Annotated in this window: 11 protein-coding genes; 9 read left to right on the top strand and 2 right to left on the bottom strand. The window is 38.2% G+C overall.

What is annotated here, in order from left to right:
- The first annotated feature begins 5 nt into the window (after positions 1 to 5).
- The 6 genes from T429_RS0102050 (at position 6) to T429_RS0102025 (ending at position 8,659) form a co-directional block, all read left to right on the top strand.
- A complete protein-coding gene (locus T429_RS0102050) occupies positions 6 to 779 on the top strand; it encodes a thiazole synthase (RefSeq protein WP_005773792.1) in 774 nt (257 codons plus the stop codon).
- Positions 776 to 1,381, top strand: coding sequence for a thiamine phosphate synthase (locus tag T429_RS0102045; protein WP_005773794.1), 606 nt, complete (start codon positions 776 to 778; stop codon positions 1,379 to 1,381). The genes T429_RS0102050 and T429_RS0102045 overlap by 4 nt, the downstream gene beginning before the upstream one ends.
- A complete protein-coding gene (locus T429_RS0102040) occupies positions 1,372 to 2,130 on the top strand; it encodes a hydroxymethylpyrimidine/phosphomethylpyrimidine kinase (protein ID WP_026500839.1) in 759 nt (252 codons plus the stop codon). The genes T429_RS0102045 and T429_RS0102040 overlap by 10 nt, the downstream gene beginning before the upstream one ends.
- Positions 2,131 to 2,513: 383 nt before the next feature.
- On the top strand, positions 2,514 to 3,353 hold the full coding sequence (locus T429_RS0102035; RefSeq protein ID WP_005773796.1) for a uracil-DNA glycosylase: 840 nt from the start codon (positions 2,514 to 2,516) through the stop codon (positions 3,351 to 3,353).
- A gap of 69 nt (positions 3,354 to 3,422) precedes the next feature.
- Positions 3,423 to 6,050 (top strand): aminopeptidase N, encoded by a 2,628-nt coding sequence (gene pepN / locus T429_RS0102030; protein ID WP_005773797.1) that lies wholly within the window; start codon positions 3,423 to 3,425, stop codon positions 6,048 to 6,050.
- Between the two features lie 287 nt (positions 6,051 to 6,337).
- Entirely contained in the window at positions 6,338 to 8,659 is a 2,322-nt protein-coding gene (locus tag T429_RS0102025) for a sensor histidine kinase (protein ID WP_005773798.1), read from the top strand.
- On the opposite strand, the gene T429_RS0102020 is transcribed toward T429_RS0102025, so the two are convergent.
- Positions 8,646 to 9,191, bottom strand: a complete 546-nt coding sequence (locus T429_RS0102020) for a methylated-DNA--[protein]-cysteine S-methyltransferase (protein WP_034455864.1) — start codon at positions 9,189 to 9,191, stop codon at positions 8,646 to 8,648. The two genes, T429_RS0102025 and T429_RS0102020, sit on opposite strands and share 14 nt — an antisense overlap.
- A gap of 697 nt (positions 9,192 to 9,888) precedes the next feature.
- Between T429_RS0102020 and carB the strand changes: the two genes are divergently transcribed.
- The 3 genes from carB (at position 9,889) to T429_RS0102005 (ending at position 15,361) form a co-directional block, all read left to right on the top strand.
- Positions 9,889 to 13,374, top strand: a complete 3,486-nt coding sequence (gene carB, locus T429_RS0102015) for a carbamoyl-phosphate synthase large subunit (protein WP_005773800.1) — start codon at positions 9,889 to 9,891, stop codon at positions 13,372 to 13,374.
- Positions 13,375 to 13,632: 258 nt separating this feature from the next.
- Positions 13,633 to 13,842: a cold-shock protein gene (locus T429_RS0102010; RefSeq protein WP_005773801.1), complete on the top strand. Its 210-nt coding sequence runs from the start codon at positions 13,633 to 13,635 to the stop codon at positions 13,840 to 13,842.
- Positions 13,843 to 14,158: 316 nt separating this feature from the next.
- Positions 14,159 to 15,361, top strand: a complete 1,203-nt coding sequence (locus tag T429_RS0102005) for a pyridoxal phosphate-dependent aminotransferase (RefSeq protein WP_005773803.1) — start codon at positions 14,159 to 14,161, stop codon at positions 15,359 to 15,361.
- Positions 15,362 to 17,038: 1,677 nt separating this feature from the next.
- Here T429_RS0102005 and T429_RS0101995 read toward each other — a convergent pair.
- On the bottom strand, positions 17,039 to 17,944 hold the full coding sequence (locus T429_RS0101995; protein ID WP_005773804.1) for a LysR family transcriptional regulator: 906 nt from the start codon (positions 17,942 to 17,944) through the stop codon (positions 17,039 to 17,041).
- Positions 17,945 to 17,977 lie beyond the last annotated feature (33 nt).

Raw genomic sequence — 17,977 nt, 5'->3', positions numbered from 1 at the left:
TATTTATGTTGAATCTTTATGGGCGTGAATTCTCATCTCGTCTTATGTTAGGTACAGCGCAATATCCCTCACCTGCTGTTCTTCGTGATGCTATTCATAAATCGAATACAGAAATTGTAACCGTTTCATTACGCCGCGAAAGCGCTGGTGGCAAACAAGGGGGACAATTTTGGCAATTCCTTGAAGAGCTTGATATAACAATACTTCCCAATACCGCAGGTTGTTATACTGTTAAAGAAGCTGTAACGACAGCCCATTTAGCACGAGATCTCTTTAAAACCTCTTGGATTAAACTCGAAATTATCGGGAATGCTGATACCTTACAGCCAAATGTTTTTGCTCTCATCGAAGCAGCGCAAATTTTAAATAGTGAAGGTTTTCACGTTTTTGCCTATACAACCGATGATCTCATTGTTGCTGAAAGACTCTTAGATGTTGGTTGCCAAGTTATTATGCCTTGGTGCGCGCCTATTGGCTCTGCCAAAGGTCCTCATCATACCGATGGACTGCGCTCTATTCGTGCTTATCTTCCTGATGTTACTCTTGTGATTGATGCTGGCATTGGGCGTCCATCTCATGCTGCTGTTGCTATGGAAATGGGTTATGATGCGGTCCTTCTTAATACCGCAGTTGCTAAAGCAGGTGATCCTGTCTTGATGGCTGAAGCATTTTCTAAAGCTATCCAAGCAGGACGTATGGGATATCAAGCAGGCATTCTTGAAGCACGCAATGTCGCCGTTCCTTCAACACCCGTTATTGGAAAAGCAGTGTTTTCATGAAATTGGATCCATTTTATCTCATCGTTGATAATGCTGATTGGATTGAACGCTTGGTTCCTCTTGGTGTCAAACTCATACAACTACGTATGAAAGACGAAGATCTTCAAATAATCCGTCAACATATCAAACGCGCAAAAAATATCTGTGATAAATGGGGAGCACAACTCATAATTAATGATCATTGGCGCATTGCCATTGATGAAAAATGCAATTTTATTCATCTTGGGCAAGAAGATCTAAGCAATGCTGATCTTCCTGCAATTCGCAAAAATGGTATAAGATTTGGTCTTAGCACCCATGATGAACATGAATTGGATATCGCCCTCTCTGTTCATCCTGACTATATTGCTCTTGGTCCTATTTATCCGACAATCTTAAAAAAAATGAAATGGCAACCTCAAGGATTAGAAAAAATTAAACAATGGAGAAAACGGATTGGTGCTTTACCTTTCGTTGGCATTGGTGGTTTAAACCCAGAACGCGCAATAGATGTTTTGAAAGCAGGAGCCAATAGTGCTGCTGTTGTCACAGACATTATCCTCAATAAAAAACCTGAAGAGCGGGTAGAACAATGGTTCAAGGTAACCCAGCCATGGCGTTAACACCTTCTGTTCTCATTGTTGCAGGCACTGATCCAACAGGAGGTGCTGGTATTGTTCGTGATATAGAAACAGCTGCATATTTTCATATCAAAGCTAATTTAGCCATCACTTGTGTCAATGTACAAGATGATCATCACGTTGCTGAAATTGTGCCCATGAATGAAAAACTTGTTGCTGCGCAAATGCGCAGTGCCCTAGAGGCTCATTCAATCAGCGCAATAAAGATTGGTATGACAGGAAATCAAGCCATTATCGCGGCAATTTGTCATGTACTCGAAGATTATCCCCATATTCCCGTTATTCTTGATCCTGTTCTGATTGCCTCATCGGGGGGAAAACTAACAACGGAAAAAATCACAGAAATTATGATCAATCAGCTTCTCCCATATGTTACTCTTTTAACACCAAATAGAGATGAGCTTGCTCTTCTTAGCCAAACCCCACTGGCATCTCATCATGAAGAGACAATACAACAAGCAAAAAAACTTTTATCATTGGGCGCTCGTTCTATTTTAGTAAAAGGAGGGCATGCAGAGGGACCTCTTGCAATCGATAGCTTCATTGACAAAATGGAAGTTATCAATATTTCTGCTCCACGTTTAAAAGGAACAATGCGTGGAACAGGGTGCATTCTCTCAAGTGCTATTGCAGCCCATTTAGCGCTCAATGAACCTCTCATTTCAGCCATAAAAAAAGCAAAAGCATATACCCACACAGTGCTTTTAACTCATTGTAAAAACATTTTTTAAATAATATAAGCTTATATAAAAGTAATATTTATGTATATTATTTATATAAATAATATTTTATACTTAAATTTACTATAAAATGTAATTTTCATTAATTATTAAATATAAAACATAATGATAAATATTTTATTATTTAATCACTTGCATAAAAATGAAAATTCTTTTACCGTGAGAAAATTAGTTTGTTTAAAAAGCTATAGTGTATCTAAGCAAATTGTACATTTAACGATGTATATAATTGCAAACTTCCGCATTTTATGATGTGCCTTTTTTATGAAAAGAGAAAATGCTGTCAGCGTTTTTAGGTACGAACAAACACATTTATAAAACTTGAAGGATAATTTTGTTTGATCTATAATTGCTAGATCATTAGAAAAAACGAAATGTTAAATCAAACGCCGTACTCAATTTCCTATGAAGAACTTTTGAACTTTTATAAAGAAAGTGGTGTGGATGCTGTTTTGACAGATTTACCGATTGATCGTTTTAAGCAGTCTGCTTGTTCAGAGAAAAAATTAACACCTGTTGTAAACATTTCTCATAATCAACAAACATCCCCCAAAACATCTCCAACTGTAAAATTAGATCATCATCCGCTCCATAACTCGAGGTCTATACAAAACGAACCTTCTGCTGTAGAGAGTGCCAAGAATGCAACGACACTTGATGAATTAAAATCTGCTCTTCTTGCATTTAATGGCTGTTCATTAAAATTGACAGCAAAAAACACCTGTTTTTCAGATGGAACAGCAGGAAGCCCCCTGATGCTTATAGGTGAAGCCCCAGGACGAGATGAGGATCTACAAGGCATTCCTTTTGTGGGAAAAGCAGGAATGTTACTGAATAAAATCCTCGCATCAATTGGCTTAACAAGAAATAATGTGTACATTGCTAATACTATTCCTTGGCGTCCTCCAGGAAATCGTACACCAACACCAAGAGAAATTGCCTTGTGCCGCCCTTTTATTGAACGACACATTTATTTAGCACGTCCTCGTGTGCTCATAGCACTAGGAGGCGTTGCGGCACAATTCCTTACCGGATCTCAAAATGGGATCATCCGAACACGTGGGAAATGGCATGTTTATGAAAGTGAGGATAATATAAAGATACCTGTTATGCCAACTTTTCACCCTGCTTACCTTCTTAGAACCCCTAGTCAAAAGAAGCTTACATGGATAGACTTTTTAGAAGTAAAAAATCGTCTCGATAGCCTTTTGTAATTCTTTAATCTTCTTTGACACTAAAATTAAAAACCTTCTTTAACTCTTAAAACACGAATGGGAAAAACTATGGAACAGCCAACAACAGCTCTTTATCGTTTGGAAGACTATCAGCCAACCCCTTACGCTATCCCTAAAACACAACTTTTTTTCCAATTGGCACCAACAAAAACCTCTGTTACAGCCATATTGTCTATTGAACCCCGCCATGATACAAAAGAATTAACACCTCTTGTACTTTCAGGCGATGATCTTACTTTAATTTCTGTTGCGATTAATGGTAAAATATTAGCCCCAAACACTTATAAAGTTACGCCTTCACGTTTAGAAATTACCACGCCACCAGCCGCTCCCTTTACATTGGAATTGGTTACAGAACTAAATCCTGAAAGCAACCGCCAACTTATGGGGCTTTATCTTTCAAATGGTGTTTATTGCACACAATGCGAATCGGAAGGTTTTCGTCGTATGACTTATTTTTACGACCGTCCAGATGTTCTTTCTACCTATAGAGTGAAAATTGAAGCCGATTCCCAAACAATCCCCATCTTGCTTTCAAATGGCAATCTGGTGGAAACAGGAACTTTAGAGAATAATCGCCATTTTGCCGTTTGGGAAGATCCTTATCCTAAACCATCTTATCTCTTTGCTTTGGTAGGTGGCGATCTTGATAAGTTAGAGGACCATTTTACAACTGCATCTGGACGACGTGTCGAACTTGGTATTTATGTAGAAAAAGGAAAAACCAAACGCGCTGCTTATGCTATGGATGCGCTCAAACGTTCCATGCGTTGGGATGAAAAGTGTTTCGGACGCGAATATGATCTTGATGTTTTCAATATTGTTGCTGTTTCAGATTTTAACATGGGAGCAATGGAAAACAAAGGTCTTAACATTTTTAATGATAAATATGTTCTCGTCGATCCTGAAACAGCAACCGATCAGGATTATAGAAATGTTGAACGCGTCATTGCTCATGAATATTTCCATAATTGGAGCGGTAATCGTGTTACCTGTCGCGATTGGTTTCAACTCTGTTTAAAAGAAGGCTTCACTGTTTATCGTGATCAGGAATTTTCATCAGATCAAAATGTACGCAGCCTGCAACGAATTGAAGATGTAAAAGCATTAAAAGCTACGCAATTTGTCGAAGATTCAGGACCTCTTGCTCATCCTGTCCGTCCTCGTCAATATAGCCAAATTAATAATTTTTATACCACAACGGTTTACGAAAAAGGTGCTGAAGTTGTCCGCATGATACGAACGATTTTAGGTCCCTCTCTGTTTCGTAAAGGCACTGATCTTTATTTTCAACGACATGATGGACAAGCTTGTACAATTGAAGATTTTATCACCTGTTTTGCTGAAGTGTCTGGCCGAGATTTCTCCCAATTCATGCTTTGGTATGAACAAGCTGGAACCCCCAACGTAGAAATTGATAGCCATTACCGTGATGGTGTTTTAACAATTCATGCAAAGCAACATATTCCTGCAACCCCACAACAAAACACAAAAAAGCCCATGCTTCTTCCTATTGCATTTGGCTTATTAGGCTCTAATGGAGAACGCCTTGCTTATGAAGCGGAAGCAGATATTCAATCAGACGTTATGCTGTTGTCCAAGGAAAGCCAAACCTTTACATTAAAGGGGCTCCGCGAAAAACCTGTTTTATCACTGCTGCGCGATTTTTCTGCGCCAATCATTCTACACACCCCATTTAATGAAAGCGAACTTATTTTTCTTGCACAACATGATGACAACCACATTAATCGCTGGCAGTCTCTTAATCAATTAATGATGCAAGCTTTGATTCAAAGCATTCAAGATAAAACACAGACAAAAGCAACACTCCCCTCTGCTTTGCTAAAGCTGATTGAAACGATCATAACAGATGAAAACTTAGAGCCTGAATTTCGTGCCTTCTGTTTAAATTTACCTAGTGAAGTTGAGCTTGCTCATATAATCGGTAAAAATATTGACCCAGATCGTATTCATTATGTCCGCAATCAGTTTTTAGCTTCACTCGCACAAACCCACCAAGAGCTCTTAACAAAATTCTATGAGAAAATGCAAATCCAAGAGCCCTATTCACCAAACGCTGCACAAGCTGGAAAGCGAGCATTCAAGAATATCATACTGGATTATCTTTCCATCGCCGAAGCCAATCCAAATCGCGCTGCTCTACAATATGCAACAGCTGATAATATGACTGATCGTATGGCAAGTATCGCTGTTCTCGTGAAGCGTTTTAATGAAAGTGAGCAGTCACAAAATGCTTTAAATGATTTTGAAAACCGCTATCGGCATGACCCTTTGGTCATGGATAAATGGTTTTCTATTCAAGCAATGGTTGCTGGCGCATCAACACTCGAGAATGTTCAAAAGCTCATGCAACATCCGCTGTTCTCACAAGATAATCCTAATCGTGTACGGTCCTTGATTGGTGTCTTTGCCTCTCATAACCCCACAGGCTTCAACAGAGTGGATGGAGCATCTTATCATTTTCTTTGCCAAATCATTTTAGAAATTGACAAAAAAAATCCACAGCTCGCTTCACGATTATTAACAATGATGCGTTCTTGGCGGCAATTAGAACCCATTCGGCAACAAAAACTTGAAACTGAATTAAAAACAATCGCTGCTGCGCCAAAATTATCAAGTGATGTCGCTGATATCATCAACCGTCTGCTTACTTAAAACAAAAAAATATTTTAAATCAATATGATATGAGTATTTTTAAATAAATTCTAAAAACACCTCGATCATTATTAAACCGATAAATAGGCAATCCAAACCTATTTATCGGTTATGTTTCAAATACCTTTTCCTTTTCATATTCCACATTCATAAAAGTAAAATACTTTTTTTTAAAAAAAAGACTGGACAGAAGACTCCTGTTTTGATTCACTGCGCTTTGATGGGGTTACTCATGAAGATCGAAGCAGTTTTTAAATCACATTATTCCGCAATTAAAGGAACAAGAGATGACTAAATTGGACGCATATAATGCGCCAACGGAAATATATGCTGATTCAAAATCGAGCGCTCAAAATCATAAAGCGCAGACAGAGCCTATTCATCTGCTTTCTGGCTCTACTTATCAAAAGCTTCTCTTTATTGAACCTTGGTTACGACGCTCACTTCCATTTGTCATTGTCGCATTTCTTATTGTTCTTGCAGTCATTCGTTTTGTATCAATCTATGATTGGCGCAATACAATTGATAAAAGCACGCGTTCTACTATCGCTCTCTTAGCTTCTCATATTACCAATACTATTGATCATGACTTATTGGTTGTTTCCCAGAAAGGAAAAGTCTCTGCCCTTTCTCATGATCATTTGCAAAATATCCTCACCATTTTTCGCAATCAAGAGCTTATTAATCCTAGCACTCTCATCGCCATTGTTGATCAAAAAGGTAATGTCTTGGCTTCATCCAGTTCAGAGATCATCTTAGGAAAACCTTTACAAGATTTTATCTCTGACAGCATTGCTTTACAATCGCTTGGACAACACGCTGGAATTATGAAAATTACAATAGGCAAGGATACTCCTGCTCTTGCTTCATTTCATCAAACAAAAAACGGGCAATATGGCGTATTCATTAGCGAAAAGATGCAAGATAGCACTATGGAATGGCGCAGATTTTTTTCGCTTAATATAACCCTCTTCATTGGAACAAGCGGTATTATTCTTGTTCTTCTGTTTGCTTATTATAATCAGCTTTTACGAGCACGTAAGACAGATCTTGTTTCAGAAAAAAATCAAAACCGTATTGATATGGCAATGATGCGTGGGCGTTGTGGGTTATGGGATTGGAATATGGCAAGTGGACGTGTCTATTGGTCACGAGCAATGTATGAAATGCTTGGCTATGTCCCTCAAGATGCATTGCTCTCCATTTCCCAAATTAGCGCCATTATCAACCCTAATGATGCCAATTTTTTTGACCTTGCTCAAGAATTAATGGGAGGCAAAAAAAAACATATCGATATCAATGTTCCCATGCGTCATGCTGATGGTCATTATGTATGGATGCGACTTCGCGCCGAAGTTACTGAAGAAGAAGAACCTCATTTGGTTGGTATTTCCTTCGACATTAGTGAACAGCAACAATTGGCTGAACAAACAGCACAAGCTGACCTTCGTATCCGTGATGCGATTGAAAACATTTCAGAATCTTTTGTCTTGTGGGATGCTGAAGGACGTTTAGTCATGTCCAACAGCAAATTTTGCGAATATGCCGCTATTCCTCAACAAATTCTACAATCAGGGATCCAACGTGCAACCGTCGAAGCCATGGCTCGCCCTGCACTCAGTGAATATCCCCTCAAAGATGATGGTCACGGTAACTTAACCAGTATTCGCCAAACAGCAGATGGTTATTGGCTTAAAATTAATGAACGGCGAACCCAAGACGGAGGATTGGTTTGTATTGGTACGGATATTTCTGAGCTTAAACAACAACAGGAAAAATTTGAAGACAGTGAAAGGCGTCTTTTTTCTTTTATTCAAGAACTCAAACGCACTAGAGGGAGTGCTCAACAACGTGCAACAGAAGTGGAAAAACTGAATAAAAGTCTGAAAGCAGAAAAAGAGCGCGCAGAAAGTGCGAATAAGGCTAAATCAGAATTTTTAGCCAATATGTCTCATGAATTGCGTACACCTCTAAATGCTATTCTGGGCTTTTCAGATATCATGTTACAATCGACTTTTGGCCCCCTTGGTTCACAGCGCTATAAGGAATATATGCATGATATTTACAATTCAGGAACCCATCTTCTAACTCTTATCAATGATATCCTTGATATGTCAAAAATCGAAGCTGGAAGATTCACGCTTGATTGTAAAAATACTGATCTTGAGCCCATCATTAGTGAAGCAGTACGAACGCTTACACCACAGGCTCAAGAAAAAAATATTGCTGTTACAACAAACATTACACCAGAACTTCATGCTGAAGTTGATGGGCGTGCAATGAAACAGATTTTCCTTAATCTCATCTCTAATGCGGTTAAATTTACGCCTTCTGGTGGAAATATTGATGTCTGCGCTTTCAAGAAAAAAGATAATCTTATTTTTAAAATTACCGATACAGGTGTTGGTATTCCACAATCAGCCATCAAAAAACTTGGGCAACCTTTTGAACAAGTTGAAAATCAGCTGACTAAATCTCATACGGGCTCAGGTCTTGGATTAGCCATTTCACGCTCGTTATTAGAGCTACACAAAGGGAAACTTGAAATTACTTCAAAAGAAATGAAAGGAACAACGGTAACGATTATCATGCCCATCACACAAGATTAAATTTGTTTTTAATCTCCTCTGTTTGTTCCCGTTGTAACAAAATCTGTTTCCGTTTAACACCCCAACGATATCCTGAAATAAAACCATTTTTACGGACAACACGATGACAAGGAATAATGATAGCCAATTCATTACGCGCACATGCATTAGCAACGGCACGAAAAGCTTTTGGCATCCCCAAACGACATGCTAATTCCTCATATGAAATTGTTTTACCACACGGTATATCGCATAATCGTGCCCATACTTTCCGTTGAAAAACGGTACCACTTATATCTAAGGAGAAATTATATTTTTTTACCAACTTAGGCGTTTCTATCATGGCTATAATATGTGCAACCTCTCTCTTAAATGCATTGTCACCCACAACTTGTTGTGCATCACCAAAGCGTACCGTAAACTCCTGTAATAATTGCTCTGTAGTATCTCCTAATGCAGTATAACAAATCCCCTTTTGAGATTTAGCCACCAAAAGTTTTCCTATGGATACATCTTCCAGACAGAATATTTTCTTTTGGGAAATATTCAGCATTTTAACTTTCTCTCCATTTAAAAAACTTTGAACATAACCTACAATAAAGAGAGAATATTCACATCTTTTAAAACCAAACATGATTATCCTGAAATTATCTTTTTCGCTATGGTATTAAAATACATCCTCACTATTTTATGGTCTGAAAACAGACAGAGATTGTCTTTCTTCTTCCCCTAAAAAACCAAGACTGCAACCAGAGCCAAAATCTAGCTTTTTTTCTTACAGTTCCCCCCTAATAACCACTTCAATATAGTTAACTTCATAAATTCTCCTTAAATCCTAGATTGAATTTTGCTACACACTCTAACAAAAAAACACCTCACGTATCATTTTCATGCCCTATATCATCCTCTAAACAGCAGTATTTTACAAAACAAAAAGATAAACTTCCCCTTTCATTTTACGAAACTTCATCAAGACATAATGGTTTATGTTTTATTCCCCACGAATGCTTGAATATTTTCATTTTTCGGAGCACTCTTATTGTCTTATTAAAGTTTATCCTTTTGATATACTGATCAGGTAATTCAACGAAAAAAAAGGAATTTATTTTCAATTTTATGAAAAAAAGCATGGAAAAGGCATTTTAGTGCTTACTTTCTTTGTCACTTAACTTATAAAATGACTGTAGCCTCAAAACTTAAATATTTTTCTTGCCACAATCGTGTACGGATATTTGTCATAGGAAAAAACCATGCCCAAACGCACAGATATAAAATCTATTCTTATCATCGGAGCAGGACCTATTATTATTGGTCAGGCATGTGAATTTGACTATTCAGGCACACAAGCCTGTAAAGCATTAAAAGAAGAAGGCTACCGAATTATTTTGGTCAATTCTAATCCCGCCACGATTATGACAGATCCAGATCTCGCTGATGCAACTTATATAGAGCCCATTACACCTGAGATTGTTGCTAAAATTATTGCTCGTGAGCGTCCCGATGCCCTTTTGCCCACCATGGGAGGACAAACGGCTCTCAATACTGCTTTATCATTAAAGCGTATGGGGATTTTAGACCGCTATCATGTTGAAATGATAGGGGCCAATGCCGAAGCGATTGATAAAGCGGAGGATCGTGCTTTATTCCGCCAAGCGATGGCAAAAATCGGTTTGGAAACACCACGGTCTATGTTAGCCAATGCCACAGAACTGAAAGAAGAAAATCGCCAGAAACATGCAAAAACGCGTGCTGAACTTAAAGAAAAACTTTCTGGTGCAGCTCTTGACAAAGCCCTCGAAGAACTTGAGCGCAACTGGCGACATACCGAAGCTGATCGCAAACAACATTATATCGCCCATGCAACAGCAAAAGCAGTTCAAGCGCTTGATGTTGTTGGGCTTCCAGCTATTATTCGTCCTTCATTTACCCTTGGTGGAACTGGGGGTGGAATCGCGTATAATCGCTCTGAATTTTATGAAATTATTGAACGGGGGCTTGAAGCTTCTCCTACAACAGAGGTTTTAATTGAAGAAAGTGTTCTAGGGTGGAAAGAATATGAAATGGAAGTTGTTCGTGATAAGAACGACAACTGTATCATTGTTTGTTCTATTGAAAATATTGATCCAATGGGGATTCATACCGGTGATTCGATCACTGTAGCTCCTGCTCTCACCTTAACCGATAAGGAATATCAATATATGCGCAATGCTTCGATTGCGGTCTTGCGTGAAATTGGTGTTGAAACGGGAGGGTCCAATGTACAGTTTGCTGTTAATCCTGAAAATGGGCGTCTCATTGTTATTGAAATGAATCCGCGCGTTTCGCGCTCTTCAGCACTTGCTTCAAAAGCAACGGGTTTTCCCATTGCAAAGATAGCTGCAAAACTCGCCGTTGGCTATACACTTGATGAATTGAAAAATGATATCACAGGTGGTGCGATACCAGCATCATTTGAGCCTTCTATTGACTATATCGTGACAAAAATTCCTCGTTTTGCTTTCGAAAAATTTCCTGGGTCGTCACCTGTCCTTACGACTGCGATGAAATCTGTAGGAGAGGTCATGGCCATTGGACGTACTTTTCAAGAATCATTACAAAAAGCACTCCGTGGGCTTGAAACAGGACTTACTGGTTTTGATGAAATTATCATCCCAGAACATGCTGAAGGTGATGAAAAAAGTTCTATACGCTCAGCCATTGCCATACCAAGTCCTGACCGTCTACGCTATATTGCCGAAGCTATGCGTGCGGGCTTACCCTTAAATGAAATCCACCAAATCAGCAAAATTGACCCGTGGTTTTTAGAACAAATAGCCTCCATCGTTGAAATGGAGCAGCGTATCCGCATCCATGGGTTACCTCAAGATCAAGATAACTTACGTATGTTAAAAGCTATGGGCTTTTCAGATGCGCGATTAGCTACCCTTACCGGACAAGAAGCCGATGATATTGCGGCTTTGCGCAAGTCACTGAATGTTAAACAAGTCTTCAAACGGATTGATACTTGTGCTGCTGAATTTTCTTCTCCTACAGCCTATATGTATTCAACATACGAAGTTCCCTTTGCTGGTATAGAGCGCTCAGAGGCACAGATTTCTGAACGCAAGAAAATTGCGATTTTAGGTGGTGGTCCAAACCGCATTGGACAAGGAATTGAATTTGATTACTGTTGCTGTCACGCGGCTTTTGCCCTACGTGATGCAGGCTTTGAAGCAATTATGATTAACTGCAATCCTGAAACCGTTTCAACTGACTATGATACCTCTGATCGTCTTTACTTTGAATCTTTAACAACAGAAGATGTTATCGCTATTTTAGAAGCAGAACAGCAAAAAGGCGAACTCGTTGGAGTCATCGTCCAATTTGGCGGGCAAACACCCTTAAAATTAGCAAGCGCTCTGGAAAAACACAACATTCCCATCTTAGGGACTTCACCTGATGCTATCGATTTAGCAGAAGATAGAGATCGCTTTCAAAAACTATTATTTAAACTTAACTTAACACAACCTAAAAATGGAATTGCCCACTCTATCGAACAAGCACGCCTCATTGCCCATGAACTAGGATTTCCATTGGTTGTGCGTCCTTCTTATGTTTTAGGAGGACGTGCTATGCAAATTATCCGTGATGAGCGAAGCTTGCAAAATTATTTACTTGAAAGTGTGCCTGAATTAATTCCAGAAGATATCAAAGCTCGTTATCCCAACGATAAAACAGGACAAATTAATATATTGCTTGGTAAAAATCCGCTTCTCTTTGACACCTATCTAACAGAAGCCATTGAAGTAGATGTTGATTGTCTGTGTGATGGTAAAGAAACACTGATTGTGGGGATTATGGAACATATTGAAGAAGCTGGGATCCACTCCGGTGATTCAGCGTGTTCTTTACCAGTTCATACGCTCTCACAGAACATCGTCGCTGAATTAGAGCGCCAAACAAAAGCATTAGCACAAGCACTTCATGTTCGTGGTTTAATGAATGTACAATATGCCATTAAAGATGACACTATTTATGTCTTAGAAGTTAATCCCCGCGCTTCACGGACAGTTCCATTTGTTGCAAAAACAATTGGTCGCCCTATTGCTAAAATGGCTGCGCGCATTATGGCAGGAGAAACGCTGCACAATGCTCTCCAAGCTTATGGTGGATTACCTTCTTCGCAGAAAAAACAACATATTGCCGTCAAGGAAGCCGTGTTTCCTTTTGCCCGTTTTTCAGGTGTTGATACGCTACTTGGTCCAGAAATGCGCTCAACCGGTGAAGTTATGGGACTTGACTATGAGTTTGCGCTTGCTTTTGCTAAAGCGCAACTTGGAGCGGGTGTAAAGCTCCCTAAGGAGGGAACTTTATTCGTTTCTGTAAGAGATGAAGACAAAAAACGTATCTTAAATCCTGTAAAACGTTTAACAGAACTTGGCTTTTCTGTTTTTGCCACAAGTGGAACACAAAAATTTCTCGCCGAACATCATGTTGAAGCACAAAAAATCAACAAAGTTCTAGAAGGACACCCGCATATTGAAGATGCTATTCGTAATCGCCAAATTCAATTGATTTTTAATACAACCAGTACGGCCAGTGCCATCTCAGATTCCAAATCATTACGCTATGCAGCACTCATGCAAAATGTTCCCTATTATACAACAATAGCGGGAGCCGAAGCTGTCGTAGAAGCGATCAAAGCACTCAAAAAAAAGCGCCTTGAAGTACGTTCCCTGCAAAGTTATTTCAATTGAATTTCTTGCTCTGTGAAGAAACATACGCTTTTTGATACTCTTTCTTGATTTTTTCTTTGTATAAAAAATAGCAATTAAAGCTTGCTTTTTATGCTAAAGGCTTTTATATGAGCTCTATCGAATTTTCGGTTACGTGACTTTCTTTCCTGTGCGTTCTGCACTTTTGACGAAACCTCTCCCACCTAATTTCGATCTACAGCCGTATTGAAGAATTATAGCTTCAGTACACAATATAATTATATATCTAAGGAGTTTCCTATGTCTACAGGAACAGTTAAGTGGTTCAATACAACAAAAGGTTTCGGATTCATTCAGCCTAGTGATGGCAGTGCAGATGTATTTGTACACATTTCCGCCGTTGAGCGTTCTGGTCTAACCAATCTTAATGAAGGGCAAAAAATTTCTTATGATGTTCTTCAAGACCGTCGTTCAGGAAAATTTGCCGCTGGCAATCTTGCAGCTCTTTAAAGTTTAAATTCTGCAATATCTCGTTTAAAAATCTTCGTCTATAACGACGAAGATTTTTTTACTTTGTATAAAGCAAAATTGATCTTGATAAATGAAAAGACTGCTTATCTATTTTGCGCAATTTATCAAGATATTCCTACCCTTCCTCTAATACTTTTATAGTCCTTAAGAGAAGAATTCCTTGTTAAAGTTCTCAAAAAACAACACTATAAAAACTATATCAGAGTATTTTAGAAGTTTTTTATTGCATACAATATAATCTCTTATAGAATATCCTTAAAGCAATAATCATTTATTGATATAAGGATTTTAAATTATGGCTTTTATTGCCGACAAGCTATCTCGTATCAAACCTTCTGCAACAATTGCTGCTTCCCAGAAAGCCCGTCACTTAAAAACATTAGGACGCGATGTTATTGCTTTAAGTGCTGGAGAACCAGACTTTGATACCCCAGACAACATCAAAAACGCGGCCATTGAAGCTATTCGAAGGGGAGAAACAAAATACCCTCCTATATCTGGAATTTCAGAATTGCGCCAAGCAATTTCTGCAAAATTTAAAAGAGAAAATAACCTTCTTTACCAACCAGAACAAATTATTGTTGGAACCGGTGGAAAACAAATCCTCTTTAATGCATTGATGGCAACTTTGAATAAAGGAGATGAAGTCATCATTCCATCCCCTTATTGGGTGAGTTATCCAGAAATGGTCGCACTTAACGATGGTACGCCTGTCTTTTTAGAAACAAAAGCCGAATTTTCTTATAAACTCCAACCACAAGAGCTCGAAGCGGCCATTACCCCCCAAACAAAATGGTTCATTTTTAACTCTCCTTCAAATCCATCAGGGGCCGCTTATACATATTATGAATTGAAAAAACTCACAGATGTTTTAGTAAAATATCCTCATGTCTCTATCCTTTCCGATGATATCTATGAACATCTCACGTATGAAGGTTTTACCTTTGTGACTCCCGCTCAAGTAGAACCAGCGCTTTATGAGCGTACACTCACAATGAATGGCGTTTCCAAAGCCTATGCGATGACGGGTTGGAGAATCGGTTATGCAGGGGGACCACAAGAACTCATTAAAGCGATGGATATCATTCAAGGTCAGCAAACATCTGGCACGAGTGTGATTTCACAATGGGCTGCTGTTGAAGCACTCAATGGACCTCAAGACTTTATCGCTAAAAATAAAAGTATTTTTCAAGCACGCCGTGATCTCGTTGTTTCCATGCTAAACCAAACTCCTGGTATTCATTGTCCAACACCTGAAGGTGCTTTTTATGTTTATCCTTCTTGCGCAGAACTTATTGGCAAGAAAACGCCAAACGGCCAATGTATTCAGAATGATGAAGACTTTGCCATAGCACTTCTAGAAACAGAAGCTGTTGCTGTCGTCCAAGGGTCTGCTTTTGGACTTGGATCAGCTTTTCGTATTTCTTATGCAACATCAGAAAAATTACTTGAAGAAGCTTGCACACGTATCCAGCGCTTTTGTAACAGTTTAATTTAAAATTTTAAACATCATCTCTTGTGAGCGCTTTTTGCCGAATGTCACTCTATCCAACACACTATCGAAAGCTATATTAAGGACAGGACCTATCGATTCAGAAAAAATATTCACGAATAAATATAACAAAAAATAGAAGCTGCAGATCAAAATCACAAAAAATCTAGTGATCAAATAATTGAGTCAGTCTATTGTCATGAGAGATAAAAAAAACTGTTTAGCTTTCTCTATCCAATTTATAACACTAAGAAATTTCGTACTTTTCAACATAACCGCCCTTATAATGAAACCTTTTCTATTACTTGGCTTTCTTTTTGCCAGAAAATGAAGAAGAGTCGTCCCTCTCCGTTATGTAAATAGTTTAAATTTTCTTAAGTTTTCGCTATTAACCACTTAATTAACTTTATAGGTGTTATGAACAAGCGCCCTTAATATTCATCCTCATACTCTCATAAAAAACACTCCATATATAAAGTTTTAAAAGAGTTTTATGGTAAAACAGAATAAAACTCTCTCAAATTTCTCATTGAACTTTTTAGTCTACCTAACAAATTTTTTTGATATTCATAATTTTTGAAATTTTTTCTTATCAATCTTCCTATGCATTGCAATTTCTAAGCACTCTTTTAGGAATAAAAAAAAAGCCGGACACATGTCCGGCAAATTTGGAAAATCCTCAGAGATAAAATCAATCTGACAGATCTTCGTAAGGGAACACTCAAGAAAATGCAATGGGAGGCAACATAATCAAGAGATAGCATTCTATGTCATTTTATAAGCAGAAGCACAATAAAGACTTAAGCGTATCTGCTATGCAATAAACACATAGCTCTAATTTTTTCTCAATCTTGTATCTCTTTCATTAAATAGAAAGAGACCATCCTCATACGATTGTCCAATTTTCAATATTATAATAATAGCCTTCACATTTGAGAGAACTCATAAGGGATATTTTATCCCTTTCTGCAAGAGTATTTATTCACACAAATGTCCTTCCACCGTATGACCTAAAATAGTTTTAGAGACCTCATAAAAGGCTTCGGTTGTTTCGGCGAATCAATCGCGTAGACTAAAGTAAAACCTATGCAAACAAGCTCCAAGTTTATTTTTCTCATATCCTTTGATATACAGCTCTCATCAAAGTAACCTCAATCTCAACAGAAAAAATCATTATGAGACAATAAGCACGCTTGTTTTAAATTTAAAGAGATCTGTCTCAAGCCCTTCCCCCCCAACTCGCGATAGCGCTGTGTGGATGTTATAAGGATAAAAGCCATTGAAATCCTCCATCTTTATACTTGTGAAGGAGAAAACTTGTACTATCACACATTTTACCAGCCCCCATGTTTTGACAGCCCTTGCACTTGAGATGGTTCAAAAGAGATATGCCTTTCGCATAAAATTTTATCTATATGTCCCACCCGCTTGTAATGTGCAAGCAAGTGAGTTGATTGATTCGATATAAACAGATTTGGGATGAGAAAAGCTTAATGTACTCAAGCTTATAATTCAATATGAATAAATTTTTATTATCATGATAAATTGATAAGTTGTACACTTAAAACATCACGCAATCAATGATTGTATTGATTCAATGTGGGAAACTTTGAAACGAAAGAATATTATGAGAGTCTTACGGTAAAAAACAATTAATTGTTCCTTATAAATAAGGCATGAATATTAAAAAGACCACTGACGCGCTTTTAAAAAAATATAATCTCGAAAAGCATTCAACCTTGCTAAATTCTTTAAATTATAAGGATAACAAAAAAAAGTATCAAAAGAAGGAATATCAACCATATCAGGAAAAAGACGCACCAAGCGCTCATCATTATTGACAATATAATCAGGCAGTACAGCAATCCCAAGATCACGCATAAGCGCATTTTTTATTGAAATGATATTATTGATTTGTAGAATTGAAATGCGCAATGATCCATCATTTCTACCGGCTTTTTCCAACCAATTTAAACCAGATAAATAAGGAGGAACAGGTTCACCGAAAGAAATAATACGATGTTCATCGAGGTCAGACAATTTTTCTGGTTTTCCATAATTTGCAATATACTTTTCCGAAGCATAAACATGCATATGAATTGTAAATAATTTTCTTTGTATAAGATCAGGTTGTTGGGGTTGATGGAGGCGAACGGCACAATCTGCATGACACATCGTCAAATCAAGCTCTTCATCAGAAAGCAAAAGCTGAACTTGCATATCAGGATAAAGACTAAGAAATTCTGGCATACGCTCTGCAATCCACCCTGCCCCCATTCCGAAGGTCGAGGTCACACGTAAATGCCCCGTTGGTTTTGCATAGCTTTCACTTAATTGTAAACGGACACTTTCAAGCTTCATCAAAACATCATGAGCTGTACGATAAAGAGTTTCTCCCTGTTCTGTAAGAATCAAACCACGCGCATGACGCAGGAATAAAGATACCCCAACCTCTTGTTCTAACGCCGATACCTGTCGTGAAACTGCTGATTGAGATAAATGAAGCTTTTGAGCAGCATGCGTAAAAGATCCCGCTTCTGCTGCTGCATGAAATACCCTTAACTTATCCCAATCCAACGGTGGCGCCACAATTAATCCTACCTCTAGATCTCTATATTTTTA

Origin of the sequence: Bartonella elizabethae F9251 = ATCC 49927, from assembly GCF_000518165.1 — a bacterium.
Taxonomy (GTDB): domain Bacteria; phylum Pseudomonadota; class Alphaproteobacteria; order Rhizobiales; family Rhizobiaceae; genus Bartonella; species Bartonella elizabethae.
This window is presented reverse-complemented; position numbering and strand designations above follow the sequence as displayed.